This is a genomic window from Nocardioides aestuarii (assembly GCF_039527245.1).
Lineage (GTDB): Bacteria > Actinomycetota > Actinomycetes > Propionibacteriales > Nocardioidaceae > Nocardioides > Nocardioides aestuarii.
The window spans coordinates 1984411-2002165 of the sequence record NZ_BAAAJT010000002.1 but is presented as its reverse complement, the minus strand read 5'-3'; the positions used below and the strand labels follow the sequence as shown (position 1 = coordinate 2002165).

Genomic DNA, 17755 nt, shown 5'->3' with positions numbered 1-17755 from the left:
GCGTCACGCCGGGAAGTACCTGTCGAGCTCGACGACCACACCGTCGTCGTAGACCGAGGCGGTGACGGCGTCGGCCGCCTGCCGGACCTCCTCGATCGCCTGGCCCATGGCGACGCCGCGACCGGCCCACCTCAGCATCTCGAGGTCGTTGCGGCCGTCGCCGATCGCGAGCGTGTCGGCCCGGTCGACGCCGAGCTCCTCGCACACCCGCGCCAGCCCGGACGCCTTCGAGACGCCGACCGGCGACAGGTCGAGCCACGCGGTCCAGCCGACGACGTAGTCGGTGCCGTGGAGGCCGAGCCGCTCGGCCAGCGCCACGAACTCCTCGACGGTCGCGTCCGGGTCACGGATGATCACGCGGCTGACGTGCTGGGCGACCAGCTCGGCGACCTCGGTCTCGACCATCTCGCCGGAGAGCTCACCGGGCGGGAACGGCCGGTTGACGCGGTAGCCGACGCCGCGCTCCTCGACCGCGACCAGGGCGCTGGGGTGCTCGGCGAGGACCGCCTCGACGGCCGGCCGGGCGTCGAAGACCTCCTCGTGGACGACCTCGAGCTCGGGGTAGCGGAAGACGACGGCGCCGTTGGAGGCGACGACCCACAGCCGCTCGGTCTCCCCGTCGCCCGGGTGGAGCTCGAGCAGGTCGGCGATCCGGGTCATGCCGTGAGGCGAGCGGCCGCTGGCCAGCACGACGTGGCAGCCGGCGTCCATCGCGCGGTGGACGGCGTCGTAGGTCGCAGGCGGGATCTGCTCGTAGGTCGCCCCCTGGCCCTCGACCCACTTCAGGAGGGTGCCGTCGATGTCGAGCGCGACCAGGCGCGGCTCCCAGTGGTCACTCAACGGGCTTCAGGACCTCCGTGCCCCCGAGGTAGGGACGCAGCGCCTCGGGAACCCGGACCGACCCGTCGGCCTGCTGGTGGGTCTCGAGCAGCGCGATGATCGGCCGGTTGGTCGAGCAGAGCGTGCCGTTGAGCGTGGCGACCGGCGTCGCCCCGCCCTGCGCGTCGCGGGCGCGGGTGTCGAGGCGGCGGGTCTGGAAGTCGGTGCAGTTGGACGTCGAGGTCAGCTCGCGGTAGCGGCCCTGGGAGGCGATCCACGCCTCGCAGTCGAACTTGCGCTGGGCCGACAGCCCGAGGTCACCGGCCGCGACGTCGATGACGCGGTAGTGGAGCTCGAGCTTGTCCATGAACTCCTTCTCCCACTCCAGCAGCCGCTGGTGCTCGGCGAAGGAGTCCTCGAGGCTGGTGTAGACGAACATCTCGACCTTGTCGAACCAGTGGACCCGGAAGATGCCCCGGGTGTCCTTGCCGTGGGAGCCGGCCTCCTTGCGGAAGCAGGGGCTGAAGGCGGCGTAGCGCATCGGGAAGGCCCCCGCGTCGAGGATCTCGTCGGAGTGGAAGGCCGCCATCGGCACCTCCGAGGTGCCGACGAGGTAGAGGTCCTGGCCCTCGATCCGGTAGACGTCGTCGGCCGCCTGGCCGAGGAAGCCGGTGCCCTCCATCGCGCGCGGCTTGACCAGCGAGGGCGGGACGACCTCGGTGAAGCCGGCGGCGGCGGCCTGGTCGAGCGCCATGTTGACCAGGGCGCGATGGAGCCGGGCGCCGACGCCGGTGAAGAAGTAGAACCGCGACCCCGACACCTTCGCGCCGCGCTCGAGGTCGAACGCGCCGAGCATCCGTCCGAGCTCGACGTGGTCGCGCGGCTCGAAGTCGAACTCCGGCTTGGCGCCGCGGGTCTCGAGGACGACGAAGTCCTCCTCGCCGCCTGCCGGCGCCTCGTCGGCCGCGAGGTTGGGGATGTCCATGATCGCGTCGTGCCAGGCCTGCTCGGCCTCGCCCTGCACGGCCTCGAGCCGCTTCACCTCGGCCGCGAGGTCCTTCACCTGCGCCAGCAGCGCCTGCTTCTCCTCGCCCTGGGCCTGCGCGACCTGCTTGCCCATCGCCTTCTGCTCGGCCCGGCGCGCCTCGAAGTCGGCGATCGCCTGCCGGCGGGCGCTGTCGGCGGAGAGGGCCCGGTCGACGACGTCGTCGGAGAGCCCGCGCTTGGCCTGGGCGGCGCGCACGCGGTCGGGGTCGTCTCGCAGGACACGGGCGTCGATCATGAGGCCAGCCTATGGGTCGGCCCGGTCACGCCGCGCGCCAGTTCCGACCCTGTGGATGAAGTGACCTCGGGGGCACCCCGGCATACTCCCCCTCGTGAACGAGCGCTCCCGCCCCCGGCTGCTGGTGTGGTCGGGCGCGCTCCTGGTGCTCTTCGTCGTGCTCGGCTTCTTCGTCGTCCGTGACCGGACCCCCCTGGCGCTCGACGAGCTCGGCCGTGCCGCCGAGGACTGGGCCGACGACCAGGCGGCGCTCATCCACGTGCTGCGCTGGGTGGAGCTGCTGTTCGCGACCCTCGGGATGACCGTGGTCACGGTGGTCGTCACGCTGCTGCTCCTGCTGCGGCGGCAGACCCGGGCGGCGATCTTCACCGCGTCGGTGATGATCGTGACCTCGTTGGTCACCACCGGTGCGAAGACGGCCTTCGACCGCGGCCGACCCGACTGGCAGGACCAGGTCGACCTCCTGACCTCCCGCTCCTTCCCCTCGGGCCACACCTCGTCGGTCACGGCCATGGCGGGCGTGCTGGCGGTGCTGACCGCCGTGTTCGTACGCCGCCAAGGGATGCGCCGCACGCTCTGGGCGCTGCTGGGCCTGTGGTGGCTCCTCGTGTGCCTGGACCGCGTGATGCTCGGACGTCACTACCCCACCGACGTCGTCGGCGGCACCCTGCTGGGTCTCGCGGTCGTGCTCCTGGGCGTCGCGTTCGTCGACCCCACGCCCCGCACCCACGCACCCAAGGCCGAGCCGCTGCCGGAGGTCTACGCGACCGAGCGGCGGCTCGCGGTGATCGTCAACCCGGTGAAGGTCGAGGACATCGGCCAGTTCCGCTCGGTCGTCACCTCCATGGCCGAGGAGTCCGGCTGGTCGCCGCCGACGTGGCACTACACGACCGTCGAGGACCCCGGCACCGGCATGGCCGAGGCCGCCTCCGTGGCCGGCGCCGACCTCGTGCTGGTCTGCGGTGGCGACGGCACCGTGCGCGAGGTCTGCGCCGAGCTCGCCGGCACCGGCATCCCCGTCGGGATCGTCCCGGCCGGTACGGGCAACCTGCTCGCCCGCAACCTCGACATCCCGCTCTACCTCCGTTCGGCGATCGACGTCGCGCTCACCGGCCAGGACCGGGCGATCGACCTCGTGAAGGTCGAGGGCGACGGCATCGAGCCCGACAGCCACTTCATGGTCATGGCCGGCATGGGCTTCGACGCGGCGATCATGGAGGGCGTCAACGAGAACGTGAAGAAGAAGGTCGGCTGGGTCGCCTACGTCCTGTCGGCGCTGAAGTCGCTGATGTTCCCGGCCGGCCGCTTCGAGGTGTCCGTCGACGGCGGGGAGTTCACCCGCCACCGGGCCCGCACCGTCGTGGTCGGCAACGTCGGCTTCCTCCAGGCCGGCATGCCGCTGCTGCCCGACGCCGCCATCGACGACGGCCAGCTCGACGTCGTCATGCTCCACCCCCGGACGTTCTTCTCGTGGATCCCGCTGGCCGTGCGGGTGCTGACCCGCCAGAAGCGGACCGACGACCTCGTCAACCGGATGACCGGCGCCCGCATCGTCGTCCGTGCCGCCACCGACACCCCCCGCCAGCTCGACGGGGACTCCGTCGGCCCCGGCCGCGAGCTCGCCATGGAGTGCATCCACGGCCGCCTCCTCGTCCGCGTCCCGCGCTAGCCCCCAGAGCCGAGGGCGTGGGAGATGGCTTCCTCCTCCTCGGGGGAGAGCTGCTGCTCGCAGGTCCACGAGGAGATGTTCTTGGCGTAGGTGCGGGCCTCGGAGCGGCCGTGGATCGAGGTGAGGACGACGCCGTGGCCACCGTCGTCGAGGAGGGCGAGCGACCAGGAGAGGTGGCCGCCCATGTCGCCGAACGCGTCGTAGCGCACGACCGCGAGGTGGCGCAGCGCGTCGCCGGTCTCGGCCTTGAGCGCCGCGACCTCCTGGCGCAGCCCGTGGACGTCCTCGGGGAGCTCCTCGACCCCGCCGGTCCCCCGCGGCGTACGCCGCAGCGCGACGACCGTCAGCCCGAGCGCCAGCAGCGCGACGACCAGCGAGACCACGGACAGAGCTTCCACGCGGCGAACCCTACGATGAGCCGGTGAGCCAGACCGGTACGCCACGCATCGCCTACCAGGGCGAGCCGGGCGCCAACTCCCACCTCGTGTGCCGCGAGCACTACCCCGACCACGAGGCGATGGCCTGCGCCTCGTTCGAGGACGTCTTCGCCGCGGTCGAGGGTGGTGAGGCCGACCTCGCGATGATCCCGATCGACAACTCGATCGCCGGCCGGGTCGCCGACATCCACCACTTCCTGCCCCACTCGGGCCTCCACATCGTCGCCGAGCACTTCCTGCGCATCCAGTTCTCGCTGATGGCGACCCCCGGCACCACGCTGGAGTCGATCCGCACCGTCCACTCCCACGTCCACGCGCTCGGCCAGTGCCGCAAGGTGATCCGCGAGCTGGGGCTGAGCCCGGTCGTCTCCGGCGACACCGCCGGCGCCGCGCGCGAGGTCGCCGAGCTCGCGGACCCGACGCAGGCCGCGATCTCCCCGCCGCTCGCCGCGGACATCTACGGCCTCGAGGTGCTGCGCAGCGACGTCGAGGACGAGGACCACAACACGACCCGCTTCGTCGTCCTCTCGCGGGAGTACGTCGAGGCGCCGGCCGGCGCCGGCCCGGTCGTGACGTCGTTCGTCTTCAACGTCCGCAACATCCCCGCCGCCCTCTACAAGGCGCTCGGCGGCTTCGCCACCAATGGCGTCAACATGACCAAGCTCGAGAGCTACATGGTCGACGGCCACTTCACCGCGACCCAGTTCCTCGCCGAGGTCGACGGCCACCCCTCCGACCCGGGGCTGGCGCACGCGCTGGAGGAGCTCTCCTTCTTCACCCACGAGGTGAAGGTGCTCGGGGTCTACCCGGCCGCGCGGGAGCGTGGCCAGTGACCGACCACCGCACCGAGGACCTCGGGTTCGCCCGCGTCGACCTCGACCGTGCCCGGCGTACGGGCGACGCTGAGGTCGTCTACGGAGCCGGCAAGACACCGCAGCAGGTCGTCGACATCCTCCGCACGCTCCACGAGGCCCACCCCGACCGCGCCGTGCTCGCGACCCGGCTCTCCGACGAGGCGATGGCCGCCGCCCAGGCCGCGGGCGCGGAGGTCGACAGCGTCGCCCGCGCCGCGACGCTGGGTGAGCTGCCCCCGCCGCGCGGCACCGTCACCGTCGTCGCGGCCGGCACCTCGGACGCTCCCGTCGCCGCCGAGGCGGCCCTCACCGCACGTGTCCACGGGGCCGGCGTCGAGGTCATCACCGACGTCGGGGTCGCCGGTCTCCACCGGCTGCTCGGCGTCCGCGACCGGCTCGAGGCCGCCGACGTCCTCGTCGTCGTCGCCGGCATGGAGGGCGCGCTGCCGTCGGTCGTCGGCGGCCTGGTCGGCGTCCCGATGGTCGCGGTCCCGACGTCGGTCGGCTACGGCGCCTCCTTCGGGGGTATGGCCGCGCTGCTCGCGATGCTGAACTCCTGCGCCCCCGGGGTCACGGTCGTCAACATCGACAACGGCTACGGCGCCGGGGTGTTCGCCGCCCGGGTCGCCCGCCGGGCCGCCCCGCGGGACCCCGCGTGACCACGGTCTGGGTCGACGCGGCCTCCGGTGCGAGCGGCGACATGCTGCTCGGCGCGCTCCTGGGTGCCGGCGTACCCGTCGAGGTCCTCCAGCAGGCCGTCGACGCCGTCTCCCCCGAGCCGGTCACCCTCCGCCCCGAGTCCGTACGCCGCCACGCGCTCGCGGCGACGCGGTGCCACGTCGAGGTGGCGGACTCTGGTCGGACGCCGACCCACCGCACGTGGCGCGAGGTGAGGGAGCTGCTGGCCCGGGCGGAGCTCGCCGAGCCGGTCCGCGACCTCGCGACGCGCGCCTTCACCCGGCTGGCCGAGGCCGAGGCGCGCGTGCACGGCACAGCCGTCGACGACGTCCACTTCCACGAGGTCGGGGCCCTCGACGCGATCGCCGACGTCGTCGGCGTGGCCGCCGGGTTCGTCCACCTCGGGGCCGACGAGGTCGTGGTCAGCCCGGTCGCCGTCGGGTCCGGGACCGTGACGACCAGCCACGGCGAGCTCAGCGTGCCCCCGCCGGCCGTCGCCGAGCTGCTCCGCGGCGTACCGTCCTGGGCCGGGCCAGCGAGCGCACCGGCGACCGAGCTCTGCACGCCGACCGGCGCCGCGCTGCTGACGACCGTCGCGACGGCGTACGGACCGCAGCCGGCGATGGGGGTCGAGCAGGTCGGCGTGGGCGCCGGCGGCCGCAACCCGGAGGGCCACGCCAACGTGCTGCGGCTCTTCGTGGGCACGGCCGCGGGCGCGAGCAGGGCGGCGGCCCCACTGGTCATCGAGACCAACGTCGACGACCTCGACCCGCGGCTGTGGCCGCAGGTCGTCGCCCGGCTCCTCGCGGCCGGAGCCAGTGACGCCTGGCTGACCCCGATCGTGATGAAGAAGGGGCGGCCGGCCCACACCCTCCACGTCCTCACCTCGCCCGCGCACGCCGACGCCGTCCGCCTCACGGTCTTCCGGGAGACCACGGCCATCGGGATGCGGGAGCACGAGGTCGGCAAGCACGCGCTCGACCGCGAGATGGTCGCCGTCGAGGTCGACGGGCAGCCGATCGCGGTGAAGCTCGCGCGCCACGACGGGGTCGTGCTTAACGCGATGCCGGAGTTCGACGACGTCGTCCGCGCCGCCGACGCGACCGGACGGCCGGTCAAGGCCGTGCTCGCCGACGCGGTCGCGGCGAGCCGGAAGTACGTGGACTGAGCCACGTTCGGTGGACAACCGCTCACTGCGCCCGCCATCATCACCGCGGGAGAGGGACCGCACTGACGAGAGGCGCTGAGATGGCGATCTTCGACGGACTGGCCGACCACGAGGTCGACCGGATCAAGAACACCGGCACCCACCTGACCCTGCCCGCGAACTGGTCCCCGATCTCGGAGAAGACCGCCGCCGACAAGGCCTACATCATCCTGGGCGGCGAGGCCTCGGTCCGCCGCAAGGGCGAGGAGGTCGCGACGATCGGCGCGGGCGACATCTTCGGCGAGGGCGGCATCGTCAACAAGAAGCTGCGCAACGCCTCGATCGTCACGACCACCAAGGTCGAGGCGATCCACTTCACCCGCGAGCAGCTGACGGAGCTCCGCGACGGCATCCCGGCCTTCGCCGACGCGCTCGACCGCACCGTGCAGGACCGCCAGGCGCAGTGAGCTCCCCATGACCCAGGGCCCGCTCGACGACCTGGAGCGCTACCTGCTGGGAGCGCGGCGCAGCCTCACCCGGCGCCAGGTCGCGGATCGGGCCGGCGTCGACCTCGACGTCGCCGAGGAGCTGTGGGGTCAGCTCGGGTTCCCCCACACCGGTGACGACGACGTCGCCTTCACCGAGGCCGACGTCGCGGCGCTGCGCGCGACCGTCGAGCTGATCGAGCTCGGGGTCGTCGACCCCGACTCCCAGGCCGCGCTCGTCCGCACGTGGGGCCACTCCTTCGCCCGGCTCGCGGAGTGGCAGACCAACCTGCTCGCCGGCATCGCGCTCGAGGACGACGACCCGCAGGCCCGCCTCGACCAGCTCGCGACCGAGGTCCTGCCGCGGGTCGGCGAGCTGCAGGACTACATCTGGCGTCGCCACCTCGAGAACGCCGCCCAGCGGCTGCTCCCGACCGTCGACCACCCCGGGCAGCAGCTGCCGCTGACGGTGGTCTTCGTCGACATCGTCGACTACACGCGGACCTCGAAGAACCTCACGGAGTCCGAGCTGGTCGACCTGGTCGAGGTCTTCGAGGACGAGACGACGCGGATCGTGGTCGCCGCGGGCGGCCGGGTCATCAAGACGATCGGCGACGAGGTGCTCTTCGTCGTCGACGACCCCGCCGCCGCCGTCGAGGCGGCGCTCACCCTCGCCGATCGCGGCGAGGACGAGGCCGACGACTTCCCCCGGGTCCGCGCGGGCCTGGCCTACGGCGCGGTCACCAGCCGGCTCGGCGACGTCTTCGGGCCGACCGTCAACATCGCCGCCCGGCTGACGAGCGTCGCCCGCCGCGGCACCGTCCTCGTCGACCGGGGCGCCTTCGACGTCCTCACCGGCCGCGAGGAGCCCCCGGAGACCGCCCCGGACGGCACCCCGCTCGCCAAGCTGATCGACCGGGCCGCCGACGAGCTCGCCGAGCTCTCGCCGTACGCCGAGAGCGACGCGCTGCGCTTCCGCCGGCTCCGTCGCGTGTCGGTGAAGGGCTACCGCCACCTCGAGCCGTGGGTCGTACGCCGCCGCGAGCCGCGACCGGAGCCGCGCACCGGGGAGGACGTGTGACGCTCCCGACCCTGCCGATCACCACGGAGCGGCTCGTCCTGCGGCTCCGCGAGCCGCGCGACCTCGACGACCTCCACGCGATCTACAGCCGCGAGGACGTCGCGACCTTCCTGCTCCACGACGCGATGACCCGCGAGCAGCTCGAGGCGCACTTCGCCGACCTCGCCGCGGGGGACGCCGACGGCCTCGGGCTCGTCGTCGAGCTCGACGGCCGGGTCGTGGGACGCGTCTCCCTGGAGCTCTTCGCTCCCGACCAGGGCGAGCTCGGCTGGACCTTCCACCCCGAGGTCGGCGGCCGCGGCCTCGCGACGGAGGCGGCGCGGGCAATGGTCGACCTCGGGTTCGGCCACTACGCCCTCCACCGGATCAAGGCCGAGCTCGACCCGCGCAACGAGTCCTCGATGCGGCTCTGCGAGCGGCTCGGGATGCGCCGGGAGGGTCACCGGGTCCAGGACTTCTGGACCAAGGGCGAGTGGGCCGACACCTACGAGTACGCGCTGCTCGCCTCGGAGTGGGACGGCCGCCGACACTAGGGTGGTCCCATGACCCACGCCCACGGCGCCGACAGCGAGGTCGGCCGGCTCCAGACGGTGATGCTCCACCGCCCCGGCGACGAGCTGAAGCGGCTCACGCCCCGCAACAACGACCGGCTCCTCTTCGACGGCATCCCGTGGGTGGCCCGCGCCCAGGAGGAGCACGACGCCTTCGCCGACGCGCTGCGCTCGCTCGACGTCGAGGTGCTCTACCTGACCGAGCTGCTGACCGAGACCCTCGAGCAGGAGTCGGCGCGCAACCACGCGATCACGACGGCGCTGTCGGGCCTCCACCTCGGCGACACGCTGCGCCAGTACCTCGCCGTCGCGCTGCGCGAGGCGTCGCCGGCCGAGCTGACGGCGTACCTCACCGCGGGCATCCGCAACGACGAGGTCCGCGGCGGCCACGGCCTGGTCACCTCGCTGCTCGACGAGCACGACTTCCTCGTCGACCCGCTCCCCAACCTGCTGTTCACCCGCGACTCCAGCGTCTGGGTGCGCGACCGGGTCGCCGTGACCTCCCTGGCGATGCCGGCCCGGCGCCGCGAGACCCAGCTGACCGAGCTGATCTACACCGAGCACCCGCGCTTCGCGTCGGTCCCCGGCGGCACCCGCAAGATCCACGGCTGGCACCAGGAGAACGTCGAGGGCGGCGACGTGCTGCTCATGGCCCCGGGCGTCATCGCCGTCGGCGTCGGGGAGCGTACGACGCCCGCGGGGGTCGAGCGGTTCGCCCGCCAGGTCTTCCACGCCGAGCTCGCCCACACCGTGCTCGCCGTCCCCATCGCCCAGGAGCGGGCGACGATGCACCTCGACACCGTCTGCACGATGGTCGACGTCGACAAGATCGTGATGTATCCCAACGTCGCCGACTCGCTCACGGCCTACGCCGTCACCGCCCCCGACCCGGAGGCCGGCGAGGACGCGCTGACCCTCCACGTCGCCGACGCCGAGCCCTTCCTCGTCGCCGCGGCGAAGGCGATGGGCATCGACACGCTCCACCAGATCGACACCGGCCTCGACCCGGTCACGGCCGAGCGCGAGCAGTGGGACGACGGCAACAACACGCTGGCCATCGCGCCACGGGTCGCGGTCGCCTACGAGCGCAACGACGGCACCAACGACCGGCTCGAGGCGGCCGGCATCGAGGTCGTCCGGATCGCCGGCTCCGAGCTGGGCTCCGGCCGCGGCGGCCCCCGCTGCATGTCCTGCCCGGTCTCCCGGGCTCCGCTGCCGGTGGACTGACGGTGTCGCCGGGTCCCCGGTCATTCCTTCACGACCCTCAGGACGCAAAGGGACCCGGCCGTTGCCGACGGGGGAGACAACAACGACCGGGTCTGAGAAAAACTTACCGGGCCCGAACCCGCCACACAACCGGATCGGGCTGTGTCGTTACTCAGTATTGGAAATAGGGCACGTGTGCACTACTCCAGGTCTGGTACATCAGCGGATCGTGACCTGGCGGTTGGCGAGGCCGTTGCGGGCGGAGCGCTGGTCGCCGGTCAGGTCGGAGGTGTCGGCGAGGGCGTCGGCCAGGGCCCGCTCGAACGCGGCGGCGGGCTCCTCGAGCGCCTCGGCACCGGTCCCGACGGGAAGGTCCCACACCGGGGTCAGCAGGCCGTGGGCGCGGAACATGCCGACGAACCGCGAGTCGGGGACGAGCACGTCGTCACCGGCGGCGTGGACCCGCGCAAGCGCGTCGAGCAGCTCGCCCTCGGGCTCGGGCATGACCCAGCGCAGGTGCTCCTTGCTGCCGACGTTCGTCCAGTACGCCGCGGACACGCTCGTCAGCCGGAGCGTCGGGTTGACCGCCGCATTGGCCTCCTCGAGCGCCCCCATCAGGTCCGGCGCGTCGGGGACGTCGGCGACCCAGAAGTCGAAGCCCTCGTGGACGGTGATGTCGAGCGGCTCGTCAACGAGCAGGTCCTGAAGCCGCGGCCCGGCGCCGGGGTCCCGGGGCAGGCCGACGACGTCGGGCTCGTCCTGCTCGAGCGCGGCGGTCAGGACGGCAGCCAGGTCGCGCGAGGGGTCGCCGTAGTTGTGGACGACCTGGAGCGCCAGCCACACGTCGCCCGACTCGCGCACCATCGCCGGCGCGGCCATCGGCAGCAGGGTGCAGAGCTGGACGGTGCGGTCGGCGTGGTCGCCGGTGAGCCGCAGGGGTGCGGTCGCCGACGGCACCAGCTCGCGCAGCGCGACCAGGTCGCACTCCGACGGCAGTCCCTCGAACGGACGGGAGACGAAGACCGGGGCCGCGCCGCCGGGCGCACCGTGGCAGGCCTTGTAGCGCTTGCCCGACCCGCACGGGCAGGGCTGGCGGGGACCGACCGCACCCTCGGCCGTCGAGGCGGGCTGCTGGTCACGCGTCTTGGTCCTGGACTTCTTTCCCATGCGGCGAAACCTACCGACCGAGGCGATCCAGGAGGTACGCCGGGCGGTCGGTGATGCAGGCGGTGACGCCGAGCTCGACACACAGGTCGAGCTGGGCGGCGGTGTTGACGGTCCACACGTGGATCTCCCGCCCGGTCGCCGCCAGCCGGTGGCCGAAGCCCGGGGTCTCGGTGAGGGCGTCGATGCCGGGCCCGAGGATCCAGTCGTCCCCCACGACCGCCCGGAGCAGCGGCCAGTGGCGCGCCTTGTCGATCAGCATGACCAGGCGGACGTCGGGGGCGAGCCGCTCCATGCGCTGCAGCGCGGTCCACTGGAAGCTCATGACCCGGACCGGGCTGTCGCCGCGGTGCCACCCGAAGTGGCGCAGCTCCTCGACCAGGCGCTTCTCCACGAGCCCGCCGTAGCGGGTGGGGTGCTTGGTCTCGATGGCGAGCTCGACCCGGCGGTCGCAGTCGGCGACCGTCTCGAGGAGGCGCCGCAGCGTCAGCACCCGGTCGAGCTGCTCGTCCCGCGCCGGCGCCTCGTCGTCCAGGTCGGACCACGGGTTCTTCCAGGAGGCGAACTCGAGGTCGTCGAGGTCGGAGAGCTCGAGCGTGGAGAGGGTGCCGCGCCGCTGCCCGGTACGCCGGAGGTCACGGTCGTGGAAGCAGACCAGATGGCCGTCGGCGGTGAGCCGGACGTCGCACTCGAGGCCGTCGGCGCCGGCCTCGATCGCTCGCAGGTAGGCCGCGAGGGTGTGCTCGGCGAGCTCGTCGCTGGCTCCGCGGTGGGCGACGACCTGCGGGGACATGGCGACCATCGTGGCAGACCGGATCCCCCCTCAGGGTGACCCTGAGGCCAGGTTCAGGGTCGAATCCGATGGACGTCCCCACCACCCGCCGAGGACGATGGGGACCATGACAGCCGCACCCGCGCACTCCTCGCCCGTCGCCGCCTCCGCGCGCGACCTCACGAAGGTCTACGGCACCGGCGAGGCCGAGGTCCGCGCCCTCGACGGGGTCACCGTCGACCTGTTCACCGGCGAGTTCACCGCCGTCATGGGCCCCTCGGGCTCGGGCAAGTCCACCCTGATGCACTGCCTTGCCGCGCTCGACACCCCGACCGCCGGCGAGGCCGTCGTGGGCGGCTCCTCCCTGGGGACGCTCAAGGACAAGCAGCTCACCCGGCTCCGGCGCGAGCAGATCGGGTTCGTCTTCCAGGCCTTCAACCTGGTCCCGACCCTGACGGCCCAGGAGAACATCCTGCTGCCGCTCGACCTCGCCGGCCGCAAGCCGGACCCGGCGTGGTTCGACCAGGTCGTCGACGCGGTCGGGATGCGCTCCCGACTGGGGCACAAGCCGACCGAGCTCTCGGGCGGCCAGCAGCAGCGGGCGGCGTGCGCCCGCGCGCTGGTCAGCCGACCGGCGATCGTCTTCGCCGACGAGCCGACCGGCAACCTCGACTCGACCAGCAGCGCGGAGGTCCTCGGCTTCCTGCGGCGCAGCGTCGACGAGCTCGGCCAGACGATCGTGATGGTCACCCACGACCCGGTCGCGGCGTCCTACACCGACCGGGTGCTCTTCCTCGCCGACGGCCGGATCGTCGAGGAGATGCGCCGGCCCGACCGCGACTCGATCCTCGCGGCGATGGCGCGGCTGACGCCCGCCCGCACGACCGGGAACTGAGCCCGTGCTGCGACTGACCCTGCGCAACCTGCTGGCCCGCAAGGTCCGGCTGGCGATGAGCGCACTCGCGATCGTCCTCGGGATCGGCTTCCTGACCGGGGTCATGACCTTCTCGACCGGCCTCAACAGCACGTTCGACAACATCTTCAAGGGCTCGACGCCGCAGGGCGTCGTCCAGCCCTCCGGCACCGACCCGACCCAGCAGTTCGGGATCGGCGACTCCAACCAGCTGACCCCCCGGGACCTGCGCCGGCTCGACGCGCTGCCGGAGGTCGCGAAGGCCGACGGCCAGGTCAACGGGTTCGGCCTCTACGTGCTCGACCGCGACGGCAAGCTGGTCGGCGCCGGCAGCGGTGCGCCCACCCTGTCGTTCAACTACACCGACACCGAGAACATCCTCGGCGAGCCGAGCCTGACGCTGGTCTCCGGCGACTGGCCGGAATCGACGACCGACGTCGTCCTCGACACCGGAGCCGCGGAGCGGGCGGGCTACGAGGTCGGCGACGAGGTCACCGCCATCGCTCCCGCCGGCGCCTCCGCCGACACGGTGCGCACGACCCTGACGCTCACCGGCACCGCGGAGTTCAACGGCGGCGGCACGGCCGGGGCGACGCTCGTCGTCTTCTCGACCGAGGGCGCCCAGCAGGTCTTCCTCGGCGGCCAGGACGTCTTCACCGGCGCGGCCCTCACCGCGGCGCCGGGCGTCAGCCAGCGCGAGATGGTCGCGGCGGCCCGGACGGTGCTGCCGGACGGCTACGAGGCGGTCACGGGCGACCAGTTCGCCGAGGACTCCTCCAACGCGGTCGGCCAGTTCCTCGACGTGATCTCGACCTTCCTCATCACCTTCGCGGTGATCGCGATCCTCGTCGGCGGCTTCATCATCGCCAACACCTTCAACATCCTCGTCGCCCAGCGGGTGCGCGAGCTGGCGCTGCTGCGCGCGATCGGCGCGAGCACGGCGCAGGTACGGAGCTCGGTGCTCGTCGAGGCCGCTGTCATGGCGCTCGTCGGCTCCTCGCTCGGCATCGGCGTGGGCCTGCTGCTGGCCCGCGCCCTGGCCGCGCTGTTCAGCGCGATCGGCCTCGAGATCGCCGGCAGCGCGCTCCAGCTGACCCCGCTCGCGGTCGTGCTCGCCTACGTCGTCGGGCTGCTCGTCACGATGACCTCGGCCTACCTGCCCGCGCGCCGGGCGTCGCGCACCGCGCCGGTCGCGGCGATGCGCGACGACGTCGCCGCCCCGGCCGAGGGCTCGCTGCGCCGCCGCGGCCTGATCGGTGCCGTCGTCGCCGTGGTCGGCGCCGGGCTCGCGGTCGTCGGTCTCCAGGACCCGCCGTTCCTGCCCGGCGCCGCCTGGATCGGCGCCGCGGCCGTCCTGTGGATCCTCACCGCCGCCGCCCTCAGCCCGGTCGTGGGCCATCCGGTGCTGGTCGCCTGCCGCAGCCTCTTCGGCGCGGTCTTCGGCACCACCGGCCGGCTCGCCGGCGAGAACACGCTGCGCAACCCCCGGCGTACGGGCTCGACCGCGTCGGCGCTGATGATCGGGCTCGCCCTGGTCTCGGCCGTCGGCACTCTCGCCGCGTCGATGAGCGCGACCCTCGACGAGATCGTCGACGACCAGTTCTCCGCCGACTTCCTCGTCCAGTCCGCCAACTTCCAGACCTTCCCGACCGGGATCGGCGACGACATGGAGAAGGTCGACGGGGTGGCCACCGTCAGCCGTGACCAGTACTACCCGGCCCTCGTCGACGGCGAGCAGGAGTTCATCGCCGGCCTGACCTCGAACTTCGACGAGATCTACGAGCTCGAGGTCGTCGACGGCGCCGCCACCATGTCCGGACGGCAGGCGCTGCTCTCGAGCGACGCCGCGGCCGACTACGGCGTGGACGTGGGCGACCCGCTGACGCTCGCCTTCCCCGGCGGCCGGGAGGTCGAGGTCGAGGTCGCCGGCACCTTCGAGGAGACCCCTGTCGTCTCCACCGTGAACGTCCCGATGGAGGTGCTCGAGGAGGCCGGCATCAAGCGCACCGACACCTCGGTCAGCATCAACCTCGAGGACGGCGCCGACAAGGCGGCCGTGCAGGCCGAGCTCGACGAGGTCGTCGCCGACGTCCCGATCGTCAGCGTCCAGGACAAGGAGGCGTTCGCCGACAGCCTCCGCGGGCAGATCAACCAGCTGCTCTACATCATCTACGGCCTGCTCGCGCTGGCGATCGTCATCGCCGTCATCGGCATCGTCAACACCCTCTCGCTCAGCGTCATCGAGCGGACCCGGGAGGTCGGGCTGCTCCGCGCTGTCGGGCTCTCACGGGGCCGGCTGCGGCTGATGGTGACCCTGGAGTCGGTCACGATCTCGGTGATGGGCGCCGTGCTCGGCATGGTCGTCGGTCTCGTCATCGGCGTCCTGCTGCGGCAGTCGCTCGCCGAGGACCTGACGTCGCTGGCCATCCCGCTGTCCAGCCTGGTCGTCTTCCTCGTCATCTCGGTCGTCTTCGGCGTCGTGGCCGCGATCCTGCCGGCGGTCCGGGCGGCACGGATGAAGGTGCTCGATGCGATCGCGACCGAGTAGTTTTGAGGACATGGACGCGGGGCGGGACACCGGGCTGGTGCAGGTGGCGCAGCGCGCCGAGGACCTCGAGCGGGCCACCCGGTGGTACGCCGAGCTGCTCGGCCGTGAGCCGCTGGCGGCGTACGACCCGCCGGGGCTGGTGTTCTTCGACCTCGGCCGCACCCGGCTGCTGCTGGAGACCCGGGCACCCTCGGCCGTGCTCTACCTGCGGGTCGACGACGTCGACGCCGAGGTCGAGCGGCTGCGGGCTCGCGGTGTCGTGGTGACCGGCGAGCCGCACGCGATCTTCCGGCACGACGACGACACCCTCGGGCCGGCCGGCCACGAGGAGTGGCAGGCGTTCGTGCAGGACAGCGAGGGCAACAGCGTCGGCCTCGTCGAGCTCCGCCCCGTCGCCGGCTGATGGGAGCGGGCCACTCCCACGGGTCCCACCGCCGCGCGGAGCCCGCCCCGGTCGGGGCCGGACCCCGCCGGGTGCTCCTCGCGCTCCTCGGCCTGGTCGCCGTCGCGACCGTCGTCGGGCTCGTCGCGCTCTGGCCGGACTCCTCCGCCCTCGACGACGTGGGCAGCCGGGCGGACTTCGCCGGCCCCGGCGTGACCTTCCCGACCGCGGAGGTGACCTCGCTCGACGGACGGGCACTGGAGGCCACGGTCCTGGAGGGGACCGACCAGGGCGACACCGTCGCCCTCGAGCTGCCGCCCCAGGTCGCCGAGTCGGGCCTGACGACCGGTGACACCGTCCTCCTGCGTCGGATCCCCGGTGGCGGTGACGTCCCGACCTCGTGGTCCTGGTTCGGCACCGAGCGGACCGACGCGCTGCTCTGGCTGGCCGTGGCCTTCGTCGTGGTCGTCCTGCTGGTGGCCTGGCACCGCGGGCTGTTCGCGATGGCAGGACTGGCCATCAGCGCGGTCCTGATCCTGGGCTTCCTGCTCCCCGGGCTGCTGACCGGTGGCCCCGCGCTCCTCCTCGGGCTGGTCTGCTCCTCGGCGATCCTCTACGTCGTCCTCTACACCACCCACGGCTTCTCGATCCGGACCAGCGCCGCGCTCGCCGGGACGCTGGTCGGCATCGCCATCACGGCTGCGCTCGGGGTCGTCACGGTGCAGGCCACCCGGCTCAGCGGGGTCGGCGAGGGCGGCGGCCTGCTCCAGACCTACGCGGTGGACCTCGACTTCCAGGGCCTGCTGACCTGTGCGGTCATGATCGCCGGGCTCGGGGTGCTCAACGACGTCACCATCACCCAGACCTCGGCAGTCTGGGAGATCCGGGCCGCGTCCCCCACGATGAGCCGCCGCCGGCTGCTCGCCAGCGGGATGCGGATCGGGCGCGACCACATCGCGTCCACGATCTACACGATCGCCTTCGCCTACACCGGCACGGCGCTCACCCTGCTGCTGGTCCTGCGGCTCTACGAGCTGCCGCTCCTCGAGCTGCTCTCGACCGAGGAGATCACCGCCGAGGTGGTCCGGACCCTGGTCACCAGCATCGGCCTGGTCCTCGCCGTCCCCGTCACCACGGCCATCGCGGTCGCCCTCACGCCGCCGCGACGGTCCGACGCATGACGGTGTTCTTCATGCCCTTCGGTCGCACGAACTCGAAGCCGGCGCGCTCGTAGACCGCTCGGGTGCCGTTGTAGAGGAACGAGGAGGAGAGCCGCCGCTCGCCGGGGATGTGGGGGTAGCCCTCCACGACGCCTCCGCCCGCCTCGGCGATCAGTCCCAGCGCCCCCTCGAGTGCGACGGTGACCAGTCCGTGCTGCCGGAAGCGCTTGTCGACGAAGATGCAGGTGACCCGGAAGTCGGGCTCCCGGTCGCCCTCCGCCGCGAGGTCGGCGAGGTACTGCTTGCTGTGGTGGATGTCGGGCAGCTCCGCGGGCGTGCCGTACTCCGCCCAGGCGATCGCCTCGGGACCGTCCTCCCCCTCGCGCACGACCAGCGCGGCGTGGGCGACGCCTTCCTCGACCAGGCACCGCTTGAAGGCCCGGTTGCCGTCGTAGCCCGGCACGCGGTCGTCGCGGTCGGCGTGGAACTTCACGCACCAGCAGCCGCCGAAGATGCCGCGGTGGCGCTCGACGAGCCCGGCGAAGAGGTCCCACGTGTCCGTGGTGAGCGGCTGGACGGTCGTCGGTCCCGGGTCCTGGGTCGCCAT

The 17755-nt window shown here is 72.7% G+C and carries 18 protein-coding genes; 12 read left to right on the top strand and 6 right to left on the bottom strand.

Annotated features, from left to right (window positions below; translation table 11 throughout):
• Positions 1-3: 3 nt before the first annotated feature.
• Positions 4-840: an HAD family hydrolase gene (locus ABD091_RS10185; RefSeq protein WP_343917999.1), complete on the bottom strand. Its 837-nt coding sequence runs from the start codon at positions 838-840 to the stop codon at positions 4-6.
• The gene (gene serS / locus ABD091_RS10180; RefSeq protein WP_343917997.1) at positions 833-2101 is read right to left on the bottom strand and encodes a serine--tRNA ligase; all 1269 of its coding nucleotides are present in this window, start codon (positions 2099-2101) and stop codon (positions 833-835) included. Before serS ends, ABD091_RS10185 begins: the two co-directional genes overlap by 8 nt.
• A 94-nt stretch (positions 2102-2195) precedes the next feature.
• Between serS and ABD091_RS10175 the strand changes: the two genes are divergently transcribed.
• On the top strand, positions 2196-3770 hold the full coding sequence (locus ABD091_RS10175; RefSeq protein ID WP_343917995.1) for a bifunctional phosphatase PAP2/diacylglycerol kinase family protein: 1575 nt from the start codon (positions 2196-2198) through the stop codon (positions 3768-3770).
• On the opposite strand, the gene ABD091_RS10170 is transcribed toward ABD091_RS10175, so the two are convergent.
• Complete coding sequence (locus ABD091_RS10170) at positions 3767-4168, bottom strand: DUF4446 family protein (RefSeq protein ID WP_343917993.1); 402 nt, start codon at positions 4166-4168, stop codon at positions 3767-3769. The two genes, ABD091_RS10175 and ABD091_RS10170, sit on opposite strands and share 4 nt — an antisense overlap.
• Before the next feature lie 23 nt (positions 4169-4191).
• Between ABD091_RS10170 and ABD091_RS10165 the strand changes: the two genes are divergently transcribed.
• The 7 genes from ABD091_RS10165 (at position 4192) to ABD091_RS10135 (ending at position 10230) form a co-directional block, all read left to right on the top strand.
• Positions 4192-5040, top strand: coding sequence for a prephenate dehydratase (locus ABD091_RS10165; protein ID WP_343917991.1), 849 nt, complete (start codon positions 4192-4194; stop codon positions 5038-5040).
• A complete protein-coding gene (larB, locus tag ABD091_RS10160) occupies positions 5037-5720 on the top strand; it encodes a nickel pincer cofactor biosynthesis protein LarB (RefSeq protein ID WP_343917989.1) in 684 nt (227 codons plus the stop codon). Before ABD091_RS10165 ends, larB begins: the two co-directional genes overlap by 4 nt.
• Complete coding sequence (larC, locus tag ABD091_RS10155; RefSeq protein ID WP_343917987.1) at positions 5717-6907, top strand: nickel pincer cofactor biosynthesis protein LarC; 1191 nt, start codon at positions 5717-5719, stop codon at positions 6905-6907. The genes larB and larC overlap by 4 nt, the downstream gene beginning before the upstream one ends.
• 80 nt (positions 6908-6987) lie before the next feature.
• Positions 6988-7353, top strand: a complete 366-nt coding sequence (locus ABD091_RS10150) for a Crp/Fnr family transcriptional regulator (protein WP_343917985.1) — start codon at positions 6988-6990, stop codon at positions 7351-7353.
• Positions 7354-7360: 7 nt separating this feature from the next.
• On the top strand, positions 7361-8452 hold the full coding sequence (locus ABD091_RS10145; RefSeq protein WP_343917983.1) for an adenylate/guanylate cyclase domain-containing protein: 1092 nt from the start codon (positions 7361-7363) through the stop codon (positions 8450-8452).
• A complete protein-coding gene (locus ABD091_RS10140) occupies positions 8449-8985 on the top strand; it encodes a GNAT family N-acetyltransferase (RefSeq protein WP_343917981.1) in 537 nt (178 codons plus the stop codon). Before ABD091_RS10145 ends, ABD091_RS10140 begins: the two co-directional genes overlap by 4 nt.
• 9 nt (positions 8986-8994) lie before the next feature.
• Positions 8995-10230, top strand: a complete 1236-nt coding sequence (locus ABD091_RS10135) for an arginine deiminase (protein ID WP_343917979.1) — start codon at positions 8995-8997, stop codon at positions 10228-10230.
• A 198-nt stretch (positions 10231-10428) separates the two neighbouring features.
• Here ABD091_RS10135 and ABD091_RS10130 read toward each other — a convergent pair whose 3' ends face one another.
• Positions 10429-11376, bottom strand: coding sequence for a DUF5926 family protein (locus ABD091_RS10130; RefSeq protein ID WP_343917977.1), 948 nt, complete (start codon positions 11374-11376; stop codon positions 10429-10431).
• Positions 11377-11386: 10 nt separating this feature from the next.
• A complete protein-coding gene (locus ABD091_RS10125; protein ID WP_343917975.1) occupies positions 11387-12166 on the bottom strand; it encodes a glycerophosphodiester phosphodiesterase in 780 nt (259 codons plus the stop codon).
• 106 nt (positions 12167-12272) lie between these two features.
• Between ABD091_RS10125 and ABD091_RS10120 the strand changes: the two genes are divergently transcribed.
• Genes ABD091_RS10120 through ABD091_RS10105 form a run of 4 tightly spaced genes read left to right on the top strand, consistent with a single transcriptional unit; the run spans position 12273 to position 17169 of the window.
• Positions 12273-13040 (top strand): ABC transporter ATP-binding protein, encoded by a 768-nt coding sequence (locus ABD091_RS10120; RefSeq protein ID WP_343917973.1) that lies wholly within the window; start codon positions 12273-12275, stop codon positions 13038-13040.
• Positions 13041-13044: 4 nt separating this feature from the next.
• Positions 13045-15606, top strand: a complete 2562-nt coding sequence (locus ABD091_RS10115) for an ABC transporter permease (RefSeq protein ID WP_343917971.1) — start codon at positions 13045-13047, stop codon at positions 15604-15606.
• Positions 15607-15616: 10 nt separating this feature from the next.
• Positions 15617-16009, top strand: coding sequence for a VOC family protein (locus ABD091_RS10110; protein WP_343917970.1), 393 nt, complete (start codon positions 15617-15619; stop codon positions 16007-16009).
• The gene (locus tag ABD091_RS10105; RefSeq protein ID WP_343917968.1) at positions 16009-17169 is read left to right on the top strand and encodes a YibE/F family protein; all 1161 of its coding nucleotides are present in this window, start codon (positions 16009-16011) and stop codon (positions 17167-17169) included. The genes ABD091_RS10110 and ABD091_RS10105 overlap by 1 nt, the downstream gene beginning before the upstream one ends.
• Here the strand turns inward: ABD091_RS10105 and ABD091_RS10100 are convergent.
• Positions 17141-17755 carry a GNAT family N-acetyltransferase gene (locus ABD091_RS10100; protein ID WP_343917966.1) on the bottom strand — a complete coding sequence of 205 codons (615 nt, stop codon included), beginning with the start codon at positions 17753-17755 and terminating at the stop codon, positions 17141-17143. The genes ABD091_RS10105 and ABD091_RS10100 overlap by 29 nt on opposite strands.

What these genes read in the sequence shown, in the direction of transcription:
- ABD091_RS10135 (WP_343917979.1), top strand. Translation starts at nt 8,995, where the DNA reads ATGACCCACGCCCACGGCGCCGACAGCGAGGTCGGCCGGCTCCAGACG.
- ABD091_RS10100 (WP_343917966.1), bottom strand. Translation starts at nt 17,755, where the DNA reads ATGGCGACCCAGGACCCGGGACCGACGACCGTCCAGCCGCTCACCACG.
- ABD091_RS10120 (WP_343917973.1), top strand. Translation starts at nt 12,273, where the DNA reads ATGACAGCCGCACCCGCGCACTCCTCGCCCGTCGCCGCCTCCGCGCGC.
- serS (WP_343917997.1), bottom strand. Translation starts at nt 2,101, where the DNA reads ATGATCGACGCCCGTGTCCTGCGAGACGACCCCGACCGCGTGCGCGCC.
- ABD091_RS10125 (WP_343917975.1), bottom strand. Translation starts at nt 12,166, where the DNA reads ATGTCCCCGCAGGTCGTCGCCCACCGCGGAGCCAGCGACGAGCTCGCC.
- ABD091_RS10105 (WP_343917968.1), top strand. Translation starts at nt 16,009, where the DNA reads ATGGGAGCGGGCCACTCCCACGGGTCCCACCGCCGCGCGGAGCCCGCC.
- ABD091_RS10150 (WP_343917985.1), top strand. Translation starts at nt 6,988, where the DNA reads ATGGCGATCTTCGACGGACTGGCCGACCACGAGGTCGACCGGATCAAG.
- ABD091_RS10145 (WP_343917983.1), top strand. Translation starts at nt 7,361, where the DNA reads ATGACCCAGGGCCCGCTCGACGACCTGGAGCGCTACCTGCTGGGAGCG.
- ABD091_RS10110 (WP_343917970.1), top strand. Translation starts at nt 15,617, where the DNA reads ATGGACGCGGGGCGGGACACCGGGCTGGTGCAGGTGGCGCAGCGCGCC.
- ABD091_RS10130 (WP_343917977.1), bottom strand. Translation starts at nt 11,376, where the DNA reads ATGGGAAAGAAGTCCAGGACCAAGACGCGTGACCAGCAGCCCGCCTCG.